We start from the raw sequence: 21,154 nt of genomic DNA on the forward strand, positions 1-21,154 counted from the left end.
TTTTGTTAATAATATCTAGCATTTCAAATCACGATCTAACCTAGTAGGTCCATAAATGTTATCGGGATTCTGATCTATGTAAACTCTTTTGTCATCTGATGAAGTATACATCTTCAAAGAATACACTCCATCAACTGGTCCGATTTCAATACCTTTCTTTCCTTTTTTTTGGATAAAGGCTTTTGCTTTTGCTGCATTTACTTTTACATTGTCAATGTAATAATTCATTTGATCTCCTTTATCTTTAATGTAATCTAAAGGATCAGCTGGCGGTGGCGGTGGCGGAAGATCTTCTTTTTTAACGTATTCTACTGTTTTTCCATAAACGTCAATAATATTTCCTTTGCGATCATAAAAGTTATTGTCGTTTTCTTTTAATGTATAATGGTAAATATTGCCGTCGACTTTTATATAACTGGAGTTTGCATTCGGTGCGGCTGGTGGCGGCGGCGGCGGAAGATTTGGCCATGGCTGTGCATTACTCTTCTGAGCTTTTGTCATATTATCATAGATGGATTTAAATATTTTTACATCTTTTGCTTTGACAATAGCATATTCATTACTTCCAGTTTTCTTTGCTTTATTGTTTGTGTCATTTATTTGTTTTGCCCAAGAATTGTATTTTTCTACATCATTTGAAGTGATAGTTTGCAATACTGCTGGTGGCGGTGGCGGCGGAATATCACCAGGAGTAAGGTCATTATCCCAATACAAATAAGGCCATGGTTCATTTTGTGTGCGCTGCTCTTCTGTCATAGAATTGAAAATAAGCTGCATACGTTTTGTATCTTCTTTAAAAACGACTACTTGACCATTTTTTTCTATAAACTCTTGATGTTTTTTTGCTTGAAAATTATATTCTTCAATATTTTTTTGAGTGACACTTTCTAAAATTTCAATGATTTCTATTACTTCTGCCTGTCTTACCTCATAGCCTTGGCTTTCAAAATCTTGAAGTTCGCCAGCTTTATTATATATACTTATTTGATCACCTTTAATTTTATAAGTATGAGGTTCGCCATTTATTGTGATATTCCCTTTAGGATCGTTTGGGTCAACTATTATTAATTTTTGATTAGTATCGTCCTCTACTATAATGGTTTCTTCAATTTCTATAAATTCGGTTTCTTCTTTGCCACAACTTATTATAAGTAGTGCTAGAATAGGAATAAGCGATAGACTTCTTAAGACTAGACTTGCATGTGATGTATGTGTTTTCATAATGTGAAATCTTTTTTTAATGATGGGAAAAGTAAATGTGTTTGCCATTGCCTGCTCGTAGCTGGTCGTGGCGTGATCTAATAATGTTTGTTGGTACTCTGTAGTAGAAACTCCTTGCTTCAAAACCGATTGATCTGCAAGGAACTCGTGATTCAATTTTATAGAATATCTATGTATGTATAATATTGGGTTGAACCATAACAGTACGATCAATGCCTCTATGAAAAGAATATCAAGCGAATGTTTTTGATCTAAATGCGCTTTCTCGTGCTCTAAAACTACTGTAGGAATTTTGCCTGCCTCGTGGTCTTTTTTAGAAACAAAAATGCGTTTGAGAAAGGAATGAGGTATCGTTATTTGTTTGCGTAAAATAAGCTGATACGTTTTATAAGAACTGATTTCATCATCTTGTTGGATTCTAAAAGAGTTCAAGTTTTTACCAAAACGCCATAACATTATCGCAAAACCTATTATATAAATACCTAATGTAACATACCACCAATTCATTTCAAAAGCAGTTTTTTCAATAATAGTTTCTTCTATAGCTAAATCATAGGCTGCAAAAGGAGTTGCTTCAATAGGTATCACAATCGTTTGTACAACAAGGAATGGGATACACAGTGAGACAATCAAAGAAGCGATTAAGAACCACCTTTTGAATACGTGCCATGAAGTATTCTCTAGTAACAACTTATAAGCTAACCATAATACAAATAGGCAAATCGAAGAGTTAATGATGAAATGTTCCATGATTATTTATTTTCAATTTGGCGATCAATTATTTTTCTTAATTCTTCCAGTTCTTTTTTGCTTAAATCTGTTTCTTTAGTAAAAAAAGAAGCAAATTGTGAAGCGCTATCGTTAAAAAAGTTTTTAATTAACCCATTAACATGTTTTGAGAAGTAATCACTTTTTTTAACTAACGGTTTGTACTGTCTGCTTTTACCGAACAGCTCATAGCCTACAAAACCTTTATCTGTCATACGTTTTAATAGCGTAGCAATGGTTGTGGTTGCAGGTTTGGGATCAGGATATTCTTCAAGTAAATCTTTCATAAAAGCTTTTTCCAGCTTCCATAAATGACTCATAAGATCTTCTTCCCTTTTTGATAATTTCATCTCTACATTTTTAGAACTAACTCTACAAATGTAGAATAATATTTCAATTCTACAAGTATAGAGGTAGAAAGTCTTACAAAAAAGTATTTCCCAGACTGACTTGTAATCAATCTGATAGAAATTGAGATGCAATAAAAAAATAATTGGTAATCATATATTTTATCTAAAAGATAATGACCATTCCATTGTCTTGATCCAATAAGGTGTTTTTTTTATTTTTTTTCAAGACTCTTTGAAAGCAACTTAAACAAGATATTTTATCGATTAAAAGAGTTAAAAAATGTTAATTAGTAGTATCTTTAACATTTATTCATTTTTTAAAACTTTTAATAAAAATATTATACCTGAAAAATTTAGATTTGCTCCATCAAATTTTACCTCTTAAAATGAAAAAATATATTCTATTCATTACGTTTTTATCACTCAATATCTCTTTTTCACAGATAGGTATTAATATTGATAATCCCGATCCTAGTTCTATACTTGATGTGCAGTCTGTATCTCAAGGTGTTTTAATGCCTAGGATGACAACGGCACAAAAGCTGGCTATATCTACACCTGCAACTGGTCTTACCGTTTTTGATACAGATTTAAATTCATTTCAGTATTACAATGGTACAAACTGGGTTTTTTTAGAGGATATTCATTTAAGAGATAACTATAAATTAGTAAAAAACATATCAGATTTATCAGATGAATTAGTTGCTGGTGGTGGTTCTGTTTATAAATTGAATACTGATTTTCTATATGAGATCAATGGGACTGTTATATTTGATTTTCCTATTGATTTGAACGGTGCTTACATTGAAGGTGTGGACTCTACAGAAGATACATTAGTTAATAATTTTTCAGGAACTCTCTTTACGGGAACTACAGGTGGTAGTATTCGTAACATTACACTCTCGGGATCGATTCCGTCAGGAACTAAGCAACCCATATTTGATTTAACTGGAACGTCTAGCGACTTACTCTTAATAAACAATGTGGTAATGGCAAATGCGAGTAAAATTGGTACAATAGATGGTTTTGGAACGGTATTTATCAGTGTTTCTCAATATTTAGGTAATAATGATGGTTATACTATAAATGATGTAGATAGCTTTTTTGTAAGTAATATTTTTTGGACCGAAACAAATACTGGAACCTTTATAGAGTTTACCGGATCGTTTCAAGACCTTCAAATGAACGGTGGTCGTATAGTTTTAGATACTGGAGAAAAAGGAATTGATGTTAGTTCAAATCCTACAATTGGAAATGATGCTACATTGTCACAGTTAAGTTTTGTAGGTGCAGGTTTAGCGGTAGATAGATACACCGTTGGTTCTTATACAGGTTTTAATTTTACTAAGGATTGGAACGTGAACTGTTCTGGAATACCTATTGAAACAGATCAGGTAGCAGCTGCAAATTTTTATTTTGGAGGAACTTTGAGCAGTGGTTACTCACAGGATATAACAAACGATGCACCAGTGCAAATTAAAAGCTCCACGAATTTTGTAGCAAGTGGTCTTTTTAGATTTATTGCTGATGATAACAATAATGATGTTATTTATAAAGGAAAAAAAGCACGTAAAGTTCAAATCAATGTTTCTTTGAGTATACGAGTTGATGGTCCTAATATATTATTAGGAGGTAATGCTAATGGAGACTTTTACGCGTTTTCAATTGCAAAAAATGGTTCAATTGTAACAGAAACAAATAGTGTAGTACGAATAGATAGTACTACCCAAATCCAAAATGTTGCTTTAAATGGTGTGCTTTCACTTGAACCAGATGATAAAATTGAAGTTTTTGTTTCTCGATTAACTGGTGCGGGAACTGATGTATTATCTGTATTTTCTCAAAATTTAAGTGTAAGATAAATACAATAATAACATCGCTTTCGCGAAAGCGAGAACATAAAAAAACCCCACTTAATTAACTAAGTGGGGTTTTTGTATTCATAAAATCGTAATACAAATCGTCAAAGATCTATTTATTCATCTCGGTAAAGTGTTTATAGAAATGAGGAATAGTTTCAATTCCTTTTAAGTAATTCCAAACTCCAAAATGTTCATTAGGTGAATGAATGGCATCGCTGTCTAAACCAAAGCCCATGAGAATAGATTTAGAATTCAACTCTTTTTCAAATAAAGCTACGATAGGGATAGAACCACCGCTGCGTTGCGGTATAGGTGTTTTACCAAAGGTTTCTTTATAAGCTGCGCTTGCTGCTTGATAACCTACCGAGTCAATAGGCGTAACATAAGCGGTACCACCATGATGAGGTTTTACCTTTACTTTTACGCTTTTAGGAGCAATATCTTCAAAATGTTTTTGAAATAATTCTGTGATTTCATGCCAGTTTTGATCTGGAACGAGTCGCATAGATATTTTTGCATAAGCTTTACTAGCGATAACAGTTTTAGCTCCTTCTCCAGTATATCCACCCCAAATACCGTTTACATCTAGAGTAGGACGAATGCTGTTGCGTTCATTTGTTGTATAGCCTTTTTCACCATGTTCTTGAGCGATATTAAGGGCTTTATTATAGGCTTCTTGAGAAAAAGGAGCTTTTGCCATTTCGGCACGTTCTTCTTTGCTTAACTCTTCTACCTTATCATAAAAACCAGGAATGGTGATATGATTATTCTTATCATGTAATTGTGCAATCATGTCACACAATATATTGATAGGATTTGCAACTGCACCACCGTAAAGACCAGAGTGTAAATCACGGTTGGGTCCAGTTACTTCTACTTCTACATAACTTAAACCACGTAATCCTGTGGTAATACTAGGGACATCTTTTGCAATCATTCCTGTATCAGAGATTAGGATGACATCGTTTGCCAGTTTCTCACGATTGCGCTCTAGAAACCAACCTAATGATTCACTTCCTACCTCTTCCTCACCTTCAATCATGAATTTTACATTGCAAGGCAAGTCGTTATTTGCAGTCATGTATTCCATTGCTTTTACATGCATGTACATCTGTCCTTTATCATCACAGGCACCACGAGCAAAAATGGCTCCTTCTGGATGAATATCTGTTCTTTTTATGACTGGTTCGAATGGTGGACTGTCCCAAAGATTTATAGGGTCTGGTGGTTGTACGTCGTAGTGACCATAAACTAATACGGTAGGTAAATTAGGATCAATAATTTTTTCTCCATAAACAATAGGATAGCCAGGTGTTTCACAAATTTCTACATGATCACAACCGGCTTTTTCTAACGATGTTGCAACGACTTTACTGGTTCTTATAACGTCATCTTTATAGTCTGCATCTGCACTTATAGAAGGTATTTTAAGTAATTCAATGAGTTCGCTTATAAATCGATCTTTATGTTGATCTACGTAAGATTTTGTATTCATGTAATATGTGTTTGAGGTAAAGATAAGAAAGGATGAAAATTTATTTGATAAAGAATTTGTAATATCTTAAAAGTATGTATATTTGCCGTCCCAAATAGGGAATACTGGTTATGCGGATGTGATGGAACTGGTAGACATGCTAGACTTAGGATCTAGTGCTTCACGGCGTGCAGGTTCGATTCCTGTCATCCGCACAGAAATAAGGCTCTTCAGAAATGAGGGGCTTTTTGTTTTGTAAGATAGTGTTTACTCAATAATACAATCTAAAGCCTAATAGTGTACACAGTTTATTGTACTTATGATACATCTGTCGCACAACCTGTTTCAGGTCGTCATTCTCATAAAAAAAGCTGAAAAATACGCGGTCTATGGTAAATGCGCTGGACATACTTTGAGAAGGAAATTCGTAACCAGAAATGGCTCTTGCGCCGGTAACATCTAGAAAATACTGAGATTCTTCATCTGTAAGATCTAGTATCTTTTTGTTAGCAAAATGGATGACTTTACCATCTAGTTTACCTTCAAAAAGCTCTGCAATTTCTTCCACACTGTAGTAATAATTATTAATAAGTATACTATTGCCTTGTCCAGGTAGAACAAGATAGATAATTTCATAATCTTTGAAATTATGATCGTCATTTACAAGATAACCTATGCTTTCTTCGAGACCTTCAATAGTGTCGCAGGCTTTGTAAATGCTTGCTATATTTTGATTTAAAGCGATATCTTCAAGGATTTTTATAACGGCTGTCGATTTTTCTTGCTGTGCATCTGGGACCACTTCAAGGCAATAAATAAAATTTTCGGCATCTGTAATGGGTATTTCTAATTCACTCATGCATTCATTTTTCTAAAGTTTTTGAGGTGCATACCTATGTGCAGAAGGTAGTCACTCTTAGACAGTGCAATATTAAAGGCTGCTAGAATTCTGTCCTATATTACCATCCTAATTTTATTAAATAATTACAGCACATGGCAACAAATCATTCAAGAAACAGGTCTAGATTGCTACATTTATAGCTTAATACTTCCATAATTTAATGTTTAAATCTTCTTTGATCGGTTTTTTTTGCGCCACCTTACTTGCTGTATTATGGTCTGTAATTTTACAAATACCACTGGCTTATTTTCAGGCATCACTATAAGATTCTGTGTGGCCTATATTTATCTATGTGTCCTTATTCATTCTACAGCCCATTTTAATTTATTGCGCTTCAAAACAGCTTTTAAAGCAGGTTAAATCATTATTTTTTATTGCCATCTGCAGTGCTTTATTAACTGGATTGAGTTTACAGTATTATAAAATGGCAAAAATTGACTACCTTTTAGGAAGCCAAGGCATTCTAACCACTGGAGTTATTGAAAAAGCACAGACACATGCACAACGTATGAGAAGTACTGAGTGGCAGGTAAGAGCGTTGTACCAGGTGGCGCAAGAAGAGTTTATTACGCCAGTTTTTATTGATAACACTAGGGATTTACAGTTGGGCGATACAGTACAGGTAATTTATTCACGTTCTTATCCAGCTGTTTCGAGAATTAGTAATTAGAATAAAGTGGTTTAAAATTCCGCTTTCGCGAAAGCGAGATTACCATAATCTAAAAGATAAAATTATGTTTTACCTCAATAAAAGAGGATCATACTTTTTGACATCTTTTGAATGGAACGTTGTTATATTATTACCAAATTTTTATGAGGACATTGTACCAAGAATCGATTTTTTGCATCTTTGTTTGAATTAGTGTTTACCTTGATAAAGATTACTTACATTATGAGAAAAAAATTGATTTTAGGCTGTGTTGCTATTCTATTATTGTGCAGTCACGACATGTTTTTGAAGTTAGACAGCTATTTTTTATTGCCTAATTCTGATGCGACGATCCAATTGTTCAATGGAACATTTGAAGAAAGTGAAAATACTATAGATCGCAATAGAATGCTGGACGTAAGTTTGATAAGTAACGGTACACGTACTGTCGTAGACTCTTCACAATGGATGGAAAAAGATCTAATAACTTATCTTAATTTCAAGACTGGAAATGAAGGGACTTATGTAGCAGGAGTTTCTACTGCCGCACGTAATATAGAAATGAAAGCAGATAGGTTTAATAATTATTTGGAACACGATGGTGTGGTAGATATGTTGAACTATCGTAAGGAAAACAATGAGGTGGATGAAGATGCAGTAGAGAAATATTCTAAACACGTAAAGACCATTTTTCAGGTAGGTGATAAAACATCTGATGATTGGAAAACAGTGTTGAACTATCCTATTGAATTTGTTCCTTTAGAAAACCCTTATGAATTGCATAAAGGTCATCACTTTAAAGCTCGTTTATTATTAAATGGCAATCCACTGAAAGATCAGTTAGTAAGTGTAGGAAATAAAAATGCTATTACTTCTTCTACCGAAGAACACTCTCATGGCGATGGAGAGAAGCATTCTCATTCTATGGAAGACAAAGAAGAACATACGCATGATGCATTGATGGAGTTACGTACGGATAAGAATGGTGATGTAGATTTTGAAATAACTTCTAGCGGTGTGTGGTTTTTAAAAACTATTCATATGGAAAAATCTATAGAAGACGGATTAACCCATGAGTCTAATTGGGCTACATTAACTTTTGAAATAGGATCAGGTCATTCTCACGGTGATTCAAGTCACAGTCATAGTCATGAAAATGATGATCATGCGCATGAACACGAGGATGAAGGGATGCCTTCTTATTTATTTTGGATAGGAAGTGTGTTGATTGTGGCAGTTCTTTTCTTCATTTTTAATAGAAGGAAGACAGATGTTTAAGTTATCAAAGATTACCATAGTCTGTTTACTATTTTTTTTACCTACCATGGCTTTTGCTCATGACGTGAGTTCTGGCGATCAAGAGATTTTAAATAACGGTGGTTTGCTTTCTTATATTTGGGTAGGAGCAAAGCACATGCTTACTGGCTATGACCATTTATTATTTCTGGCAGGTGTGATCTTCTTTTTAAAGAGTGTCAAAGATATTTTGAAGTTCATTACTGTCTTTACCATTGGTCATAGTATTATGCTTATAGGAGCGACTTATTTAAAAATAGAGGTCAATGAATATATTATAGATGCTATCATCGCATTAAGCGTATTATATAAAGGTTTTGAGAATTTGGGTGGCTTTGAAAAGTACTTCAAAGTAAAATCACCTAATTTACTTTTGATGGTTCTTATTTTTGGATTGATTCATGGAACGGGCTTGTCTGCAAGATTACAATCCTTTGATTTAGGTGCAGATCAATTTCTTTTGAAAATAATCAGCTTTAATATAGGAGTAGAATTAGGACAGATAGCAGCATTGATACCTATTGTGTTTTTGATACGATTATGGCAAAAACAACCGAATTATAAAGCGTTTTTTAAGGCTTGTAATATATACTTGATTATCGCTGGAATAGGATTGTTTATCTATCAAGTAGGTCATTATTTTAATATTCTCTAAAAGAGTAAAAGCAATCCTTATTTGATATAGTTATAAAAAAAACCGCTCAAAGAGCGGTTTTTTTTTATAAGAACTTACTAAAATTAGTTTCCGTTCATTTTCTTTTTAAGATTTGCAGTTACTTTGTCTTTTGCCTCTTTAGCTTTTGACGCTGCGTCATCTGCTGCTTTACCAGCTTTATCCATTCCATCTTTTGCAACATCTTTCACTGCGTTTCCAGCTTCGTTTGCTCCATCTTTCATAGCTTCCATTCCTTCATTTGCACTATCCTTGATAGAGTTACCTGCTTCATTTAAAGCTTTTCCCGCTTCATTTGCACCATCCTTGATAGCTTCTCCAGCTTCATTCATACCATCTTCAACAGATTTAGTGGCTTCTTCCATTCCTTGTTTTGCATCGTTCATGCCTTCTTCTGCTTCTCTACAGCTTGTGATAAAGATCAACCCTAGAGCTGCTACTCCAACTAATAATTTTTTCATGGTTTGTTATTTTAATTAGGTCACAAAACTAATTAAATCGTTGTATTATAGAGGTTTATTTAAAGTATTCTGATTACGTACCGACTAAAATCAAATAAAGAAGTTGAAAAGTTTTAGTCTCTCCTGTTATCAATGAATTTTCTGATACGAGTGTAAAGAAATTGATTTGTTTTTACACCGTATAGAGAAATAGCACAAACTGTCATAACAAATAAAAGTGCACCTAATACAGCTTGATAAGGGTGAAGTGTTTTTCCAATAATTTGATACAATCCGAATCCAGTAAGACTTCCATATATAATTGCAAAATGAATCACATATATAGAAAGTGTTTTTTGACCAATTTTTAAAATTAAAGTCCTTTTTACAAACTTTTCCATTGCATAGAAGAGTCCCAATAAAACAAGAACGTTTCCTAATCTAGTAAATAAGTAATTGTAATAAGCAATTCCTTTTAAAAGTTCAAAGCCTGATTTTAAGTATAACCAATTGAATAGATAAGAGGAAAACATAATTAAAATGGCTCCAGTAACGAAAAGACCAGAAATCAAAATAGACTTAAATTTTTTCTTTTCTAGAAAACCATAAAATAGCGTTGCGATAAACGCACCATAAGCCATGTAACCAAACCATGGTATAATATTAAAAACTGAACCATTTGATTTAGTTAGATAATTTACTATAAATAAGGGCAAATAAGAAACATCTAATGACCTGTACAAGGGTTCGCATAAAAATATAGTGGTTCCTATAATAAGCATGAGAACAGAAAACACAGCAGATTTCCTTAAGGTAGTGATATAAATTAAGATCGTAATTAATATGGAAAGTCCTATACAATGAAGTACATCGATAATTAAAAAAGAGTCTTTAAATACACCTTGAAACCAGTCAAATACTGGTGCTCGCAATGCATAACCTATAGCGATAAGCATCAAACCTCTAGTAATTCCTTTCTTAATACGCACTTTGCTGGTTCCATTCTTTTTTGACTTCATTAATAAGTAAGTGAAAACAAGACCAGATATGGTAAAAAAGGTAGGTGCCGTGATACCTCTAAAGTATTTCCAGATTTGAAAAAAAATATTAGAGTCGTCTCGATACTCTACAGCTAGTAAAGTGTCCACAAAATGTCCTTGCAACATCATTATAATGGCAAAAGCTCTTACGGCATCAATAAAGTATAAACGGTTAGTCTTCAAAAAGTGTCTATTGAGCCTACAAAACTAAGGTATTATTTTTACTGTGTTTTAAACTGATGAGGTGTATTAAAAAGATCAGATTAGCAGTTCCATCTCTAACGATAAATAAAGATTATGCTTTAAGGAGCTGCGCGTTACTAAAAGAAAAGGTTTATTAATATTTTATCAAAACTCTATAAAACAAAAAAGCCTCTCCTGTTCGGAAAAGCTTCTCAAAAAGTGTCTTGTGACACCTTCTCAAATCCTCAAGTATTTCTGAGGACACACAACTTGAATTGTTTACTTAAAAAAGTAAAGCGGTCTGGACGGGATTCGAACCCGCGACCCCATGCGTGACAGGCATGTATTCTAACCAGCTGAACTACCAGACCGTGTTCATATAGAACGAAACTACCACATTTCTGCGATAGCGGTTGCAAATATACCTTTCCTTTTCGAATTGGCAAGCCTTTTGAAACTTTTTTTAGATTAAAATGTAAAGTTTTAGTGGTTGTCTTGGTAAATAAAGTCATCACTGTAATTAAACTTCTGATAGTTAGTAAATTGTGTTTGGGCCGTTTCCCAGATGTTTAATTACAATGGTAGATTTATTTTTGAAGTTCTAGTGGAAAGTTCTCTTCTCGTTATATTTGATGTATGATAAAATTATTTGCCTCAGATATAGACGGTACCTTGTTAGATAAGCATCGTTTTATTTCTAATTACACTCGTGATGTGTTAGAAGGATTATCTATTCCAAAAATATTGATATCTGCAAGAATGCCCAAAGCAATGTATTATCTTCAAGAGACTTTAAATATTTTAGGAAGTCCTATAGTTTGCTATAATGGAGCGTTGGTTCTTCATAATTCAGAGGTGTTATATGAATTAAGTATTCCTTTTGATGAGTTGAAGAAGTTAGTTGAAATAGGTGAGGAATTTAACCTTCATGTTGCTTGTTATCGCAATGATGAGTGGTTTGTTCCCGTTATGGATCAATGGGCTTTGAGAGAAGAGAACAATACAAGAGTGACACCTACTGTTCAAAATATTTCAAAAACTTTAGATTATTTTGACGCCACAAGCGATAAAGGTGGCGCTCATAAGGTTATGTTTATGGGTGATGAAAATGCTATGAATCTCGCTTTCGCGAAAGCGGAACAATTATTAAATTCTAAAATACACTTATACCGATCTAAAAACACGTATACTGAGATTACTCCAAAAGGTACTTCAAAAGAAGTGGCATTACGCAAATTGTTGTCGCTTAGATTTCCTGAAATAAATATGGAGAATGTTGTAGCCTTTGGTGATAACTATAATGATACAGAAATGCTGGCTGTAGTAGGTTATGGTGTGGCAGTAGAAAACGGAAGAGAAGTAGTAAAAAATGCCGCAAGATTTATTACAGCGCATCATAAAGAAGATGGAGTAGCAAAGTGGTTAAAAGATAATATATAAAAAAAGGCAGCCCTAACTAAAGGAGCCGCCTTCTTCATAAAAGTATAGTATACTACTCGATAATAATATCTTGTGCAGTAAGACCAGCTGCATTCATTACAGCGTTGTAATCTGTGATGTCAACAGCATTAAAATCAACATCGACAGGTATGATCACTACCCTAAATATTTGTCCTAAAACATCACCTGCAGGAAGCTGATCAAGTGTTAGAGGATCTGGAGCCTCTAGAAATATGTCTACGTCAATATTTGTGAATTCATAATTGTATTGAAATTCACCAAAGTTGGTATATCTAACTTGAGGTACTAGTCTCCATATGTCGATAGGATTACCGTTGTTATCTGGTACGGTATCCCAAAGCAAATAAACCAGTGTCATATCAGTAGCAGCAGTTTGATTTATAATTGTTTGAGGATATGGTATTCGCACTCCGTAATCAGGAGCAAAAAAATCTACTTCTCGCTCAAAGGATTGTGCAACAGCTCCATCTAGTCCGTTAATTCCATTTGCTCCGTTAAATCCTGGAGGTCCTTGATCTCCTTCACAAGAAGTCAAGATCATCGTCAAAGCAAAAAGTAAGGTAATATATTTCATAATAATTAGTTTAGATTTTATGTTTTCAATAAGTGTGCCTAACTTTAGCTTATGAAAAATTATTTTTTATTTATACTGTGCTTTGTTTCAATTAAGATCAATGCGCAGACTACAGCAGCAGATAGTCTTGTTCAAATAGGAGAATATCAAAAAGCTATTGAGACCTATCAGTTAGATGATGATAGTGATTTTAAGGTTGCAAGAGTTTATGCCCAAATGGGAGATGTGTATGCTGCTCTTGATTCTTATCAAAAAGGTTTTAAAATAGACAGCCTTAGTGTGCAACCTCGTATTGAATACGCGCGTCTTGCATTAGGTAATAACGATCCAGTGACGGCATTTAATTCTTTAACAAGTCTTCTTAATGATTACCCAAATAATGCCAGTTATCATTATTACATGGGTAAAGCACATGAGGATTTGAGCAATGATGATGCTGCTATTTCAGCTTTCACGAAAGCGGTATCCTTAAACAGTTCTTACAGAGCAGCAAGAGTTGAGCTCGTTAAAATATTAATTAAAAAACGAAAATTTAGTGAAGCGATTCAAAATGCGCAGCCAGCATTAGAAATACATAGTGATGATATTAAAGTCAATAGTCTTATCGCACAGGCCTATTTAGGAGCAAAGAGATATGATAAAGCAATTGAACATTTTGAATTACTATTTAGTTTAGGTTATGATACTGAATTCAATAGAAAAAATCTAGCCTGGTCTTATTTTTACAACGGACAATGGCAACTGGCCATAGATAATTATGAGCTTTATAATCGTGATTATGAAGAAGGAAATTCACTCGTTCATTTTGTGATGTCTCAGGCTTATTTGAAATTAGGTAAATTAAAGCTAGCGCAGGATTATATAGAACGATCAATTGCCTTTAAGACGCCAGAATTACATCAAGAATATTTGCAGCTAGCTGCTGTCTATGCAAGGCAAGAAGATTATAAAAATGCTTTTTATGCTACTAAAAAAGCTAAACAAGAAAAAAAAGATAGTGATTTTATAGGTTATCAATATGCGCTATCTGGAGATTATTATTTTGCAGATAAATCAAAGAAGTTAGAGCTTTATGAAGAGTTCATTAAGCAATATCCAGAAAGTTCTTTTCAGGAATTAGCAAACGCAAGAGCTAAGGATTTAAGAAGAGAAATATTTCTAGCGGCCAAAAAATAGAAAGGTTGTACATTTACTATATGAAGAAGATTTTCATCTTTTTATCAATTTTAGCTAGTATGATTTGTGTTTCTTGTTTATCAGAAAAACAAAAGAATGCTCGGGCAAATCAATTAGCCCTAGATAAAATTGAAAGAATCGATATGACATCTATAGATCATTTTCCAGTATTTAAGGCCTGTGACGAAATGCTTACCACACCAGATTGCTTTTACAAAGAACTTCATGCCGTAATTGATCATAAACTAAGATCGCCTTTTTTGCCTATAAGGTTAAGTTCAAAGGATAGCGTCTATGCGTCTATCACCGTTTCTAAAACTGGTATCATACAATACGATAGCATATATAAATGTGCTACCGGTATTGATAGAGAGCAAGTTCATACCGTGTTTAAGAACCGATTAAAAGATTTTCCTATTGTAGAGAGTGCTAGAAAGATGTCTATTCCTATAACTACAACTTATAAACTTCCTATCATTTTTAGTCCGGTGGATTCTCTTGCAAATTAATTTCTCTCCCATGCCATTGTGGTTTTGACAAACTCTTAAGCGTGATTGCCAGGACTAAAAATGGATAGATTAGAAAATTGATAGGTACATATTTCCATTTTATATTTTCAAAAAATTGATTTCCTATTACTAACATGATGAAATCAGTAAATCCCTTTACAAGAAATACTCCTATAAACATCTGATTAGTTATCCATGAGAAGTGCCATAAAATGGGGTTGATTATAAAAAGTAAACTCATCATTAATACTTGAAAGCTGACTAGTTTATTGAGCAAACTTTTAGTTTCACTACCTTTTTGCGCCCATCTCGCTCGCTGGGATATGATTTCATTTAAGCGCTGTTTAGGAAAAGTAGTAACCACGGCTTCTTTGTTTTTAAGGTAATGGCATTTCATAACATCTTTTGCAGCTAGTTTTTCAAGCAAAAAAATATCGTCTCCGCTGGAGAGGTGTTTATTTCCTTCATAACCATTCACTTCTAGAAAGGCTTTTTTTGTAAAACTCATATTTGCACCATTGCACATAAAAGGTTGTCTAAAGGAAAAACTACCAAGAGTAATCAATTGCAATGCTGTCATTTCTTGCTGTTGTAATGTGCTTAACAATATATTCTTTTGTTCTAATTGAACAGGTGCGGCAATAAAATGAGCGTCTGACTGTGCAGTATATATTGCATTGTAGCTTAAGATCCACTTTTTGGGTAGGGTACAGTCTGCATCAGTAGTAATAATATGATGGTATTTTGCTAATTCTATAGCTTGTGTAATACCGTCTTTTTTACCACTAGCAGAACGTGGGATTCTATCAATAAGCAGGATATTCATTTCTGGATGATCTGCTTTAAATGTGTCTAGTAAGGTAAGACTTTGATCGATAGAGTGATCGTTAATAAAAATCCATTGCAGCAACTGGTTATTATAGCTTTGGTTACTGATGGATTTTAGTAGTGCAGGTAAATGCACTTCTTCATTTCGATAATTAATAATTACAGTAAAAGGAAGCTTTTCACTGTCTGGATCTATGATGGTTTTAGGATAGGTGAGCAGTTCTTTAGATAAAAGAATAATCACTAGCGCATAACCAAAAACAATGATAAAGAACAGCCAGATCATTCTTCTTGCGTTTTAAGCTTTTGAAAAGGCAATAGGGCGCAACCTATTATAGTAGGCACTATAGAATTTGTAAACCAGATTAAAGTTGTGGTAAATAAGATCACGTCTGCATTAAAAAGCGATCCTTCAAAAATATAAGCTGCGACCGTCCATCTTATAGCTATATCAAATAGTTGAAATACAGGAATTACAGAAACAGCAAGGTAAAATATACCTATGTTTCTAATGATCGTTAAGGTAGATGCTGGATAGTCTAGAAGCCACAAAATAAATAGCCAGTTACTAGCAAAAACTAAATACCTTAACATAGAATACAGTATGGTGTTTATCCATTTTTGTGATTTCATTTCATTGTGATCCCACTTTTTAAGAACCCATAAAGAGATTACAAAAACGAGTAAACACAGTAAAACACTAGTGAAAATGAATAAAAAAGTAGTTGTTATCTCTAGACGTTCATGAAAATAGAAGATTATTGCTATAATGCCTATGAGCGTTGTGATAATCATTTGAGAAACGTTTCCAACAAGAGTCCTGCTGACTACTTTTTTACGTAAATATTTAGAAAAGAAGATAGGTTTTAAAGCAAATTCTCCAATTCTTAAAGGTGTGGTAAAGCTAGCTGCTTGTGCAGTCAGGTTTTGAAAGACGCTTTCGCGAAAGCGTAACTCATAAAAATCATTTATCAAATACTGCCATTTTTTACTTTCAATTAACCAACTCAATAAACTTATAGTAATCATCACAGGTATGGTAAACCACGGTAGCTGTTTTAAGAATTCTACTATGGTTTCTAAACGGACTGGCCGCTCTATCCATTGAAGATAAAGTAGGTAAACACAAACGACCACTACGAGGATTTTTATCAACGGAGCTAAGAATTGCTTAAATTTGTGAAGCAGGATAGACATAGGCGAAAAATACAACAATTGGCAACAGAAAAAATCATATTAGGGATAGATCCTGGTACAGCGATCATGGGTTTTGGTATTATCAAAGTGGTAGGAAACTCAATGAGTTTTATACAAATGAATGAGCTGGACATGAGAAGACTAAAGGATCCTTATACTAAGTTGCGTCGTATTTTTGAACGAACTATAGAGCTGATCGACACCTACCATCCAGATGAAATCGCATTAGAAGCTCCGTTTTTTGGTAAAAATGTGCAGTCTATGCTTAAATTAGGTCGTGCACAAGGAGTAGCCATGGCTGCTGGACTATCTAGGGATATTCCTGTTTTTGAGTATGCTCCATTAAAGATTAAGCAAGCAATAACTGGAAAAGGAAGTGCCAGTAAAGAACAAGTGGCAAAGATGTTGCAGAGCCTTTTGGGAATAAAAGAATTGCCTAAAAATCTAGATATGACAGATGGTCTTGCTGCGGCGGTATGCCATTTTTATAATAGCGGTAGGATAGAGGTAGGTAAAAGTTATACCGGTTGGGTGGCTTTTGTAAAACAAAACGAAAAACGAGTAAAGAAATAACCTATGAAGTTAGATTCATTCATTTTATTAATCATGTTCTCATTATTTTCTTGTGCTACGTTTTCACAAAGTAAAGATTCTCAGCAAGAAGATATACGTGAATTATTGAGTGCTTATAATAAAATGAGCGTTCCTTATATATCTGTTCAAACGTTGAGAATGGATTATGAAGATTACATAATTCTAGACACACGTAAGAAGGAAGAGTATGACGTAAGTCATTTGCCTGGCGCTATATGGGCAGGTGAAAAATTTGATTTAAAAAAACTTCCAGAGCTTAAAAGGGATTCAAAAATAGTGGTTTATTGTACTGTTGGGATACGTTCTGAAGGATATGGAGAGAAAATGCAAAAAGAAGGCTTTACTGATGTTCAGAATTTATATGGGAGCATCTTTTATTGGAAAGATGCCGGATATGAGGTTCTTGATCTAAATGAAGAACCTACAGAAAAGGTTCATGTTTTTGGTAAAATCTGGTCTAAATATCTTAAAACTGGTGAGAAAGTTTATTAGTATCTTAATTGATACAGTTGCGCGGCTGTTTTTGCCTCATCTTCTCCTAATTTAATATTTACAGCCTCACAGGAGATGTAATATATTTGTTGATTCTTTCTATTTTTAAGGAAAGTAATCGCTTCTACTTGAGCACCATTCTCAATAGGAATGTTTATTTTCTCATGAAAATGGAACTTTCCATTTTTATAATCTATTAGGACTATAAAAGGTTCGAGATTGCTATTATAACCACAAAGCATTACAGTATCGGTACCATTATAAGTAGCGCCAGTTATAAGACCTTTTACATTATAAGAAGTAATCTCATCTGCAGATTGTTGGGTCTTATTTTTGTCTATTTTATAAATTATGGTAGCTTGATCTTTCCAGTCTTTAGAGAACACATATAGATCATTATCAATCGCAACCAGAGATTCTGCATCATAAGGATGGTTTTGATTACCATTTTTGAAGCTTTTCTGGTTGGGGTAATTAATCATTAATTTTTCTACTCGTGCATTTTCATTGTCTAGGTCGTTTAGTCTTATTTTATAGATGACTAAATCTCTACGGTTTCCATAATTATTACCTATGTCTGCGATGTATAAAAACTCTTCATCTTTAGTGATATCTTCCCAATCTACGTTAGACATATTTGTATATGTTTTACGTTTTAATATTTCACCACGTTCATTTAAAAAATATAATGTTGGTAGGTCGCCGCTATCGTTATGCGTGATCATTAGATTCTTATAGAATTCTAGCCCAGAGGTTTCTGTGATGTCATTAGATAGATTTTTGATATGCAGTAAATCTATGCTTCTATTTTTAGTTGTTGTAGACAGGCTAGTTTTTGTTGTGTTACAACTTACATGGATGAGAAAAAGTAATAGTATGGTTGCAATTTTTTTCATGATATAAAGTTCGTAAATCTTAATGGGTTATAAGTACTAACATTACTTTTCTTTATTTTGCTTTCGCGAAAGCGGAATCGTTATTTATTATTTCATAAAGATTCACAAAATGTGAATTGCTCAGACAAAAAAAATCCGATTCAAATGAATGAATCGGATTTTTAAATATAATCAGGATATCTAATTAAGCTATAGAAACTCTTTTGAATCCTACAACTTCAGCATCTTTAGATGAAACATATTGTCCTACAGTTTGCTTATCATCCATGATGTAGTCTTGGTCTAATAAAGCTTGCTCTTTGTCAAGAGAAGAGTTGTCAGCTACAAAACGATCCATTTTACCAGGTAAAATTCTATCCCAGATAGCTTCTGGTTTCCCTTCAGCTTTAAGCTCAGCCTCGTATGTTGCCTTTGCAGTTGCAAGAGCTTCATCAGTTAACTGAGATCTTGAGATAAATAGAGGAACATTCAATAGGTTTTTACCTAAACGTCCACGCTCAATGTTATCTTTTTCAATAGCAGCGATACGTGCTTCAGTTTCTGACTGAACATAAGCTGGGTCAAAATCTTTGTAAGAAAGAGTAGTTGCTCCCATAGAAGCTACCTGCATTGAAACAGATTTTGCAACTTCTTGTGCATGATCGCTTCCAGTAGAAAGACCAGTTAAAGCACCGATTTTGTTACCATGTACATAGCCACCTACAAATGGAGCTTCAAAAGCTTCAAAACCACCTATTTCAAGTTTTTCACCTATAACTCCTGTTTGCTCGATTAATTTTTCTTCAACTGTCATACCATCTAAATCAGAAGCAAGTACTTCTTCTTTAGTGTTACAGTTTAAGGCAACACTAGCAATTTTGTTAGCAAGCTCTACATAAGAATCATTTTTTGCAACAAAGTCAGTCTCACAGTTTAAGGATAAAAGAATCCCTCTTGTGTTTCCTTCATTAATATTTGCAACAACAACACCTTCAGAAGAATCACGGTCAGCACGCTTTGCAGCAACTTTTTGACCTTTTTTTCTTAAGATTTCAATTGCTTTATCAAAATCACCTTCAGCTTCAACAAGGGCCTTTTTACAGTCCATCATTCCAGCTCCAGTTGTTTTTCTTAGTTTTCCTACTTCAGCAGCAGATATTTTAGCCATTTTAATAAGTTTTATACTAGTTAACTAGTGTTGTGTTAATTATTCTTCTTCGTCTTTGGTAGGAGCTGCTTCCTTAGCATCTTCAGTTTTGTCTGCTTTTTTAGCTTTCTTTTCAGCTTTGGCAGCTTCTTTTGCTTGCTCTTCAGCGTTCTTTTCAGACTTGCGATCTTCAAGACCAGCTTTGATAGCGTCAGCAGCTTCTTTTACTATGATTTCAATAGATTTTGAAGCATCATCGTTAGAAGGAATTACATAATCAATCACGCGTGGATTTGAATTTGTATCCGCCATAGCAAAAATAGGAATACCTAATTTCAAAGCCTCTGCAACAGCGATGTGTTCACGCACTGTATCAACGATAAAAAGAGCAGCTGGCATACGTGTCATTTCAGAAATAGAACCTAAGTTCTTTTCTAATTTTGCGCGCATACGATCTACTTGAAGACGTTCTTTCTTAGAAAGAGTTTCATAACGACCATCTTTTTTCATACGGTCTACAGTAGCCATCTTTTTAACAGCTTTACGGATAGTTACAAAGTTAGTAAGCATTCCACCAGGCCATCTTTCTGTGATGTAAGGCATGTTAGCTTCACCAGCATATTGAGCAACGATATCCTTTGCTTGCTTTTTAGTAGCAACAAAAAGTACCTTACGTCCTGACGCAGCTATCTTACGTAGCGCTTCTGTCGCCTCGTTAAGCTTTGCAGCAGTTTTGTATAAGTTGATAATATGGATCCCGTTACGTTCCATGTAGATGTAAGGAGCCATATTAGGGTCCCATTTACGAGTAAGGTGTCCAAAGTGGACACCAGCGTCAAGTAATGACTTGACATCTGTGTTATTTGCCATAATTGTTAGTTTACGTTCTGTCGATAGCAATAGAAAAGTGGTCATGAGATTTTCTCAATCGCCTTATCTATTTAGATGCTAAACTGAGCTCTGGCGGCAACCAGGCGTGACAGCAAATTAATATAAATAAAAAAAGAACAAATCCCGCCTTGATAAGCATCGAGACGGGAATGATAATAATGTTGTATTAACGCTTTGAGAATTGGAATTTCTTTCTCGCTTTCTTTTGACCGAATTTCTTACGTTCTACCATTCTTGGGTCACGAGTCATAAGTCCTTCTGGCTTCAATGTTTTACGATTCTCTTCATCAATTGCTACAAGAGCTCTTGAAATTGCAAGACGAATAGCTTCAGCCTGTCCAGTGATTCCACCACCGTGAACTTTTGCCATTACATTGTAAGTCTCAGTAGTTTCCGTTAAGGCAAAAGGTTGCTTTACTTTATACTGTAACGTTCCTGTTGGAAAGTAATCAGAAAGTTCTTTCTTGTTAATTGTTACTTCACCTGTACCTTCTGAAAGGTAAACACGAGCAACGGCAGTTTTTCTTCTACCTATTTTGTGTAATGTTTCCAT

General features: G+C 34.1%; 22 protein-coding genes and 2 tRNA genes. 10 read left to right on the plus strand and 14 right to left on the minus strand.

The window, feature by feature from the left end; translation table 11 throughout:
- Nucleotides 1-15: 15 nt before the first annotated feature.
- Both ACTF54_RS07970 and ACTF54_RS07975 read right to left on the minus strand, forming a co-directional pair.
- Nucleotides 16-1,971 carry a M56 family metallopeptidase gene (locus ACTF54_RS07970; protein WP_438969115.1) on the minus strand — a complete coding sequence of 652 codons (1,956 nt, stop codon included), beginning with the start codon at nucleotides 1,969-1,971 and terminating at the stop codon, nucleotides 16-18.
- 2 nt (nucleotides 1,972-1,973) lie between these two features.
- Nucleotides 1,974-2,339 (minus strand): BlaI/MecI/CopY family transcriptional regulator, encoded by a 366-nt coding sequence (locus tag ACTF54_RS07975; RefSeq protein WP_347197066.1) that lies wholly within the window; start codon nucleotides 2,337-2,339, stop codon nucleotides 1,974-1,976.
- A gap of 386 nt (nucleotides 2,340-2,725) precedes the next feature.
- Here ACTF54_RS07975 and ACTF54_RS07980 point away from each other — a divergent pair, with 386 nt between their 5' ends.
- Complete coding sequence (locus tag ACTF54_RS07980) at nucleotides 2,726-4,201, plus strand: cell wall anchor protein (RefSeq protein ID WP_438969116.1); 1,476 nt, start codon at nucleotides 2,726-2,728, stop codon at nucleotides 4,199-4,201.
- Between the two features lie 109 nt (nucleotides 4,202-4,310).
- Here ACTF54_RS07980 and ACTF54_RS07985 read toward each other — a convergent pair whose 3' ends face one another.
- Entirely contained in the window at nucleotides 4,311-5,696 is a 1,386-nt protein-coding gene (locus ACTF54_RS07985) for a dipeptidase (protein ID WP_347203116.1), read from the minus strand.
- Nucleotides 5,697-5,808: 112 nt separating this feature from the next.
- Between ACTF54_RS07985 and ACTF54_RS07990 the strand changes: the two genes are divergently transcribed.
- A tRNA-Leu gene (locus ACTF54_RS07990) sits at nucleotides 5,809-5,890 on the plus strand.
- Between the two features lie 56 nt (nucleotides 5,891-5,946).
- Here the strand turns inward: ACTF54_RS07990 and ACTF54_RS07995 are convergent.
- Complete coding sequence (locus tag ACTF54_RS07995) at nucleotides 5,947-6,534, minus strand: DUF6642 family protein (protein ID WP_347197063.1); 588 nt, start codon at nucleotides 6,532-6,534, stop codon at nucleotides 5,947-5,949.
- A 466-nt stretch (nucleotides 6,535-7,000) separates the two neighbouring features.
- Here ACTF54_RS07995 and ACTF54_RS08000 point away from each other — a divergent pair, with 466 nt between their 5' ends.
- From ACTF54_RS08000 to ACTF54_RS08010, 3 genes are all read left to right on the plus strand, one after another.
- Nucleotides 7,001-7,246 carry a hypothetical protein gene (locus ACTF54_RS08000; protein WP_438969117.1) on the plus strand — a complete coding sequence of 82 codons (246 nt, stop codon included), beginning with the start codon at nucleotides 7,001-7,003 and terminating at the stop codon, nucleotides 7,244-7,246.
- A 222-nt stretch (nucleotides 7,247-7,468) separates the two neighbouring features.
- Nucleotides 7,469-8,503, plus strand: coding sequence for a DUF4198 domain-containing protein (locus ACTF54_RS08005; RefSeq protein WP_438969118.1), 1,035 nt, complete (start codon nucleotides 7,469-7,471; stop codon nucleotides 8,501-8,503).
- Nucleotides 8,496-9,176 carry a HupE/UreJ family protein gene (locus ACTF54_RS08010; protein WP_347197060.1) on the plus strand — a complete coding sequence of 227 codons (681 nt, stop codon included), beginning with the start codon at nucleotides 8,496-8,498 and terminating at the stop codon, nucleotides 9,174-9,176. Before ACTF54_RS08005 ends, ACTF54_RS08010 begins: the two co-directional genes overlap by 8 nt.
- An 83-nt stretch (nucleotides 9,177-9,259) precedes the next feature.
- Here ACTF54_RS08010 and ACTF54_RS08015 read toward each other — a convergent pair whose 3' ends face one another.
- The 3 genes from ACTF54_RS08015 to ACTF54_RS08025 form a co-directional block, all read right to left on the minus strand.
- Nucleotides 9,260-9,655 carry a hypothetical protein gene (locus ACTF54_RS08015; protein WP_347197059.1) on the minus strand — a complete coding sequence of 132 codons (396 nt, stop codon included), beginning with the start codon at nucleotides 9,653-9,655 and terminating at the stop codon, nucleotides 9,260-9,262.
- Nucleotides 9,656-9,768: 113 nt separating this feature from the next.
- Nucleotides 9,769-10,857 carry a heparan-alpha-glucosaminide N-acetyltransferase domain-containing protein gene (locus ACTF54_RS08020; protein WP_347197058.1) on the minus strand — a complete coding sequence of 363 codons (1,089 nt, stop codon included), beginning with the start codon at nucleotides 10,855-10,857 and terminating at the stop codon, nucleotides 9,769-9,771.
- A 297-nt stretch (nucleotides 10,858-11,154) separates the two neighbouring features.
- A tRNA-Asp gene (locus ACTF54_RS08025) sits at nucleotides 11,155-11,228 on the minus strand.
- Nucleotides 11,229-11,493: 265 nt separating this feature from the next.
- On the opposite strand from ACTF54_RS08025, the gene ACTF54_RS08030 reads away from it, so the two are divergent.
- Nucleotides 11,494-12,297, plus strand: coding sequence for an HAD family hydrolase (locus ACTF54_RS08030; protein WP_347197057.1), 804 nt, complete (start codon nucleotides 11,494-11,496; stop codon nucleotides 12,295-12,297).
- 52 nt (nucleotides 12,298-12,349) lie between these two features.
- Here the strand turns inward: ACTF54_RS08030 and ACTF54_RS08035 are convergent, their stop codons facing one another.
- The gene (locus ACTF54_RS08035) at nucleotides 12,350-12,892 is read right to left on the minus strand and encodes a dihydrolipoamide dehydrogenase (protein WP_347197056.1); all 543 of its coding nucleotides are present in this window, start codon (nucleotides 12,890-12,892) and stop codon (nucleotides 12,350-12,352) included.
- Between the two features lie 51 nt (nucleotides 12,893-12,943).
- On the opposite strand from ACTF54_RS08035, the gene ACTF54_RS08040 reads away from it, so the two are divergent.
- Together ACTF54_RS08040 and ACTF54_RS08045 are read left to right on the plus strand one after the other, a co-directional pair.
- Nucleotides 12,944-14,068 carry a tetratricopeptide repeat protein gene (locus tag ACTF54_RS08040; RefSeq protein ID WP_438969119.1) on the plus strand — a complete coding sequence of 375 codons (1,125 nt, stop codon included), beginning with the start codon at nucleotides 12,944-12,946 and terminating at the stop codon, nucleotides 14,066-14,068.
- A gap of 20 nt (nucleotides 14,069-14,088) precedes the next feature.
- A complete protein-coding gene (locus ACTF54_RS08045) occupies nucleotides 14,089-14,577 on the plus strand; it encodes a hypothetical protein (protein ID WP_347197054.1) in 489 nt (162 codons plus the stop codon).
- On the opposite strand, the gene ACTF54_RS08050 is transcribed toward ACTF54_RS08045, so the two are convergent.
- Entirely contained in the window at nucleotides 14,549-15,691 is a 1,143-nt protein-coding gene (locus tag ACTF54_RS08050; RefSeq protein ID WP_438969120.1) for a glycosyltransferase, read from the minus strand. The two genes, ACTF54_RS08045 and ACTF54_RS08050, sit on opposite strands and share 29 nt — an antisense overlap.
- Nucleotides 15,688-16,560 carry a lysylphosphatidylglycerol synthase domain-containing protein gene (locus ACTF54_RS08055; protein WP_347197052.1) on the minus strand — a complete coding sequence of 291 codons (873 nt, stop codon included), beginning with the start codon at nucleotides 16,558-16,560 and terminating at the stop codon, nucleotides 15,688-15,690. Before ACTF54_RS08055 ends, ACTF54_RS08050 begins: the two co-directional genes overlap by 4 nt.
- Nucleotides 16,561-16,620: 60 nt before the next feature.
- Here ACTF54_RS08055 and ruvC point away from each other — a divergent pair, with 60 nt between their 5' ends.
- The gene (gene ruvC, locus ACTF54_RS08060; protein ID WP_347197051.1) at nucleotides 16,621-17,175 is read left to right on the plus strand and encodes a crossover junction endodeoxyribonuclease RuvC; all 555 of its coding nucleotides are present in this window, start codon (nucleotides 16,621-16,623) and stop codon (nucleotides 17,173-17,175) included.
- 3 nt (nucleotides 17,176-17,178) lie between these two features.
- Complete coding sequence (locus ACTF54_RS08065) at nucleotides 17,179-17,688, plus strand: rhodanese-like domain-containing protein (protein ID WP_347197050.1); 510 nt, start codon at nucleotides 17,179-17,181, stop codon at nucleotides 17,686-17,688.
- Here the strand turns inward: ACTF54_RS08065 and ACTF54_RS08070 are convergent.
- The 4 genes from ACTF54_RS08070 to rpsI form a co-directional block, all read right to left on the minus strand.
- Nucleotides 17,685-18,584, minus strand: coding sequence for a hypothetical protein (locus ACTF54_RS08070; RefSeq protein WP_347197049.1), 900 nt, complete (start codon nucleotides 18,582-18,584; stop codon nucleotides 17,685-17,687). The two genes, ACTF54_RS08065 and ACTF54_RS08070, sit on opposite strands and share 4 nt — an antisense overlap.
- A 184-nt stretch (nucleotides 18,585-18,768) precedes the next feature.
- A complete protein-coding gene (gene tsf / locus ACTF54_RS08075; protein ID WP_347197048.1) occupies nucleotides 18,769-19,731 on the minus strand; it encodes a translation elongation factor Ts in 963 nt (320 codons plus the stop codon).
- Nucleotides 19,732-19,770: 39 nt separating this feature from the next.
- Nucleotides 19,771-20,580, minus strand: a complete 810-nt coding sequence (gene rpsB / locus ACTF54_RS08080) for a 30S ribosomal protein S2 (protein ID WP_347197047.1) — start codon at nucleotides 20,578-20,580, stop codon at nucleotides 19,771-19,773.
- A gap of 187 nt (nucleotides 20,581-20,767) precedes the next feature.
- Nucleotides 20,768-21,154, minus strand: a complete 387-nt coding sequence (gene rpsI, locus ACTF54_RS08085; RefSeq protein ID WP_347197046.1) for a 30S ribosomal protein S9 — start codon at nucleotides 21,152-21,154, stop codon at nucleotides 20,768-20,770.

The sequence above is a fragment of the Nonlabens sp. genome (assembly GCF_965657255.1).
Lineage (GTDB): Bacteria > Bacteroidota > Bacteroidia > Flavobacteriales > Flavobacteriaceae > Nonlabens.

Bases quoted from the DNA above. Each gene is read 5' to 3' on its own strand.
- ACTF54_RS08030 (WP_347197057.1), top strand. From the start codon at position 11,494: ATGATAAAATTATTTGCCTCAGATATAGACGGTACCTTGTTAGATAAG.
- ACTF54_RS08035 (WP_347197056.1), bottom strand. From the start codon at position 12,892: ATGAAATATATTACCTTACTTTTTGCTTTGACGATGATCTTGACTTCT.
- ACTF54_RS07985 (WP_347203116.1), bottom strand. From the start codon at position 5,696: ATGAATACAAAATCTTACGTAGATCAACATAAAGATCGATTTATAAGC.
- ACTF54_RS08005 (WP_438969118.1), top strand. From the start codon at position 7,469: ATGAGAAAAAAATTGATTTTAGGCTGTGTTGCTATTCTATTATTGTGC.
- ACTF54_RS07995 (WP_347197063.1), bottom strand. From the start codon at position 6,534: ATGAGTGAATTAGAAATACCCATTACAGATGCCGAAAATTTTATTTAT.
- ACTF54_RS08050 (WP_438969120.1), bottom strand. From the start codon at position 15,691: ATGATCTGGCTGTTCTTTATCATTGTTTTTGGTTATGCGCTAGTGATT.
- ACTF54_RS08015 (WP_347197059.1), bottom strand. From the start codon at position 9,655: ATGAAAAAATTATTAGTTGGAGTAGCAGCTCTAGGGTTGATCTTTATC.
- ACTF54_RS08040 (WP_438969119.1), top strand. From the start codon at position 12,944: ATGAAAAATTATTTTTTATTTATACTGTGCTTTGTTTCAATTAAGATC.
- ACTF54_RS07975 (WP_347197066.1), bottom strand. From the start codon at position 2,339: ATGAAATTATCAAAAAGGGAAGAAGATCTTATGAGTCATTTATGGAAG.
- ACTF54_RS08065 (WP_347197050.1), top strand. From the start codon at position 17,179: ATGAAGTTAGATTCATTCATTTTATTAATCATGTTCTCATTATTTTCT.
- ACTF54_RS08070 (WP_347197049.1), bottom strand. From the start codon at position 18,584: ATGAAAAAAATTGCAACCATACTATTACTTTTTCTCATCCATGTAAGT.
- ACTF54_RS08010 (WP_347197060.1), top strand. From the start codon at position 8,496: ATGTTTAAGTTATCAAAGATTACCATAGTCTGTTTACTATTTTTTTTA.
- ACTF54_RS08045 (WP_347197054.1), top strand. From the start codon at position 14,089: ATGAAGAAGATTTTCATCTTTTTATCAATTTTAGCTAGTATGATTTGT.
- ACTF54_RS07980 (WP_438969116.1), top strand. From the start codon at position 2,726: ATGAAAAAATATATTCTATTCATTACGTTTTTATCACTCAATATCTCT.
- ACTF54_RS07970 (WP_438969115.1), bottom strand. From the start codon at position 1,971: ATGGAACATTTCATCATTAACTCTTCGATTTGCCTATTTGTATTATGG.
- ACTF54_RS08000 (WP_438969117.1), top strand. From the start codon at position 7,001: ATGGCAAAAATTGACTACCTTTTAGGAAGCCAAGGCATTCTAACCACT.
- rpsI (WP_347197046.1), bottom strand. From the start codon at position 21,154: ATGGAAACATTACACAAAATAGGTAGAAGAAAAACTGCCGTTGCTCGT.
- rpsB (WP_347197047.1), bottom strand. From the start codon at position 20,580: ATGGCAAATAACACAGATGTCAAGTCATTACTTGACGCTGGTGTCCAC.
- tsf (WP_347197048.1), bottom strand. From the start codon at position 19,731: ATGGCTAAAATATCTGCTGCTGAAGTAGGAAAACTAAGAAAAACAACT.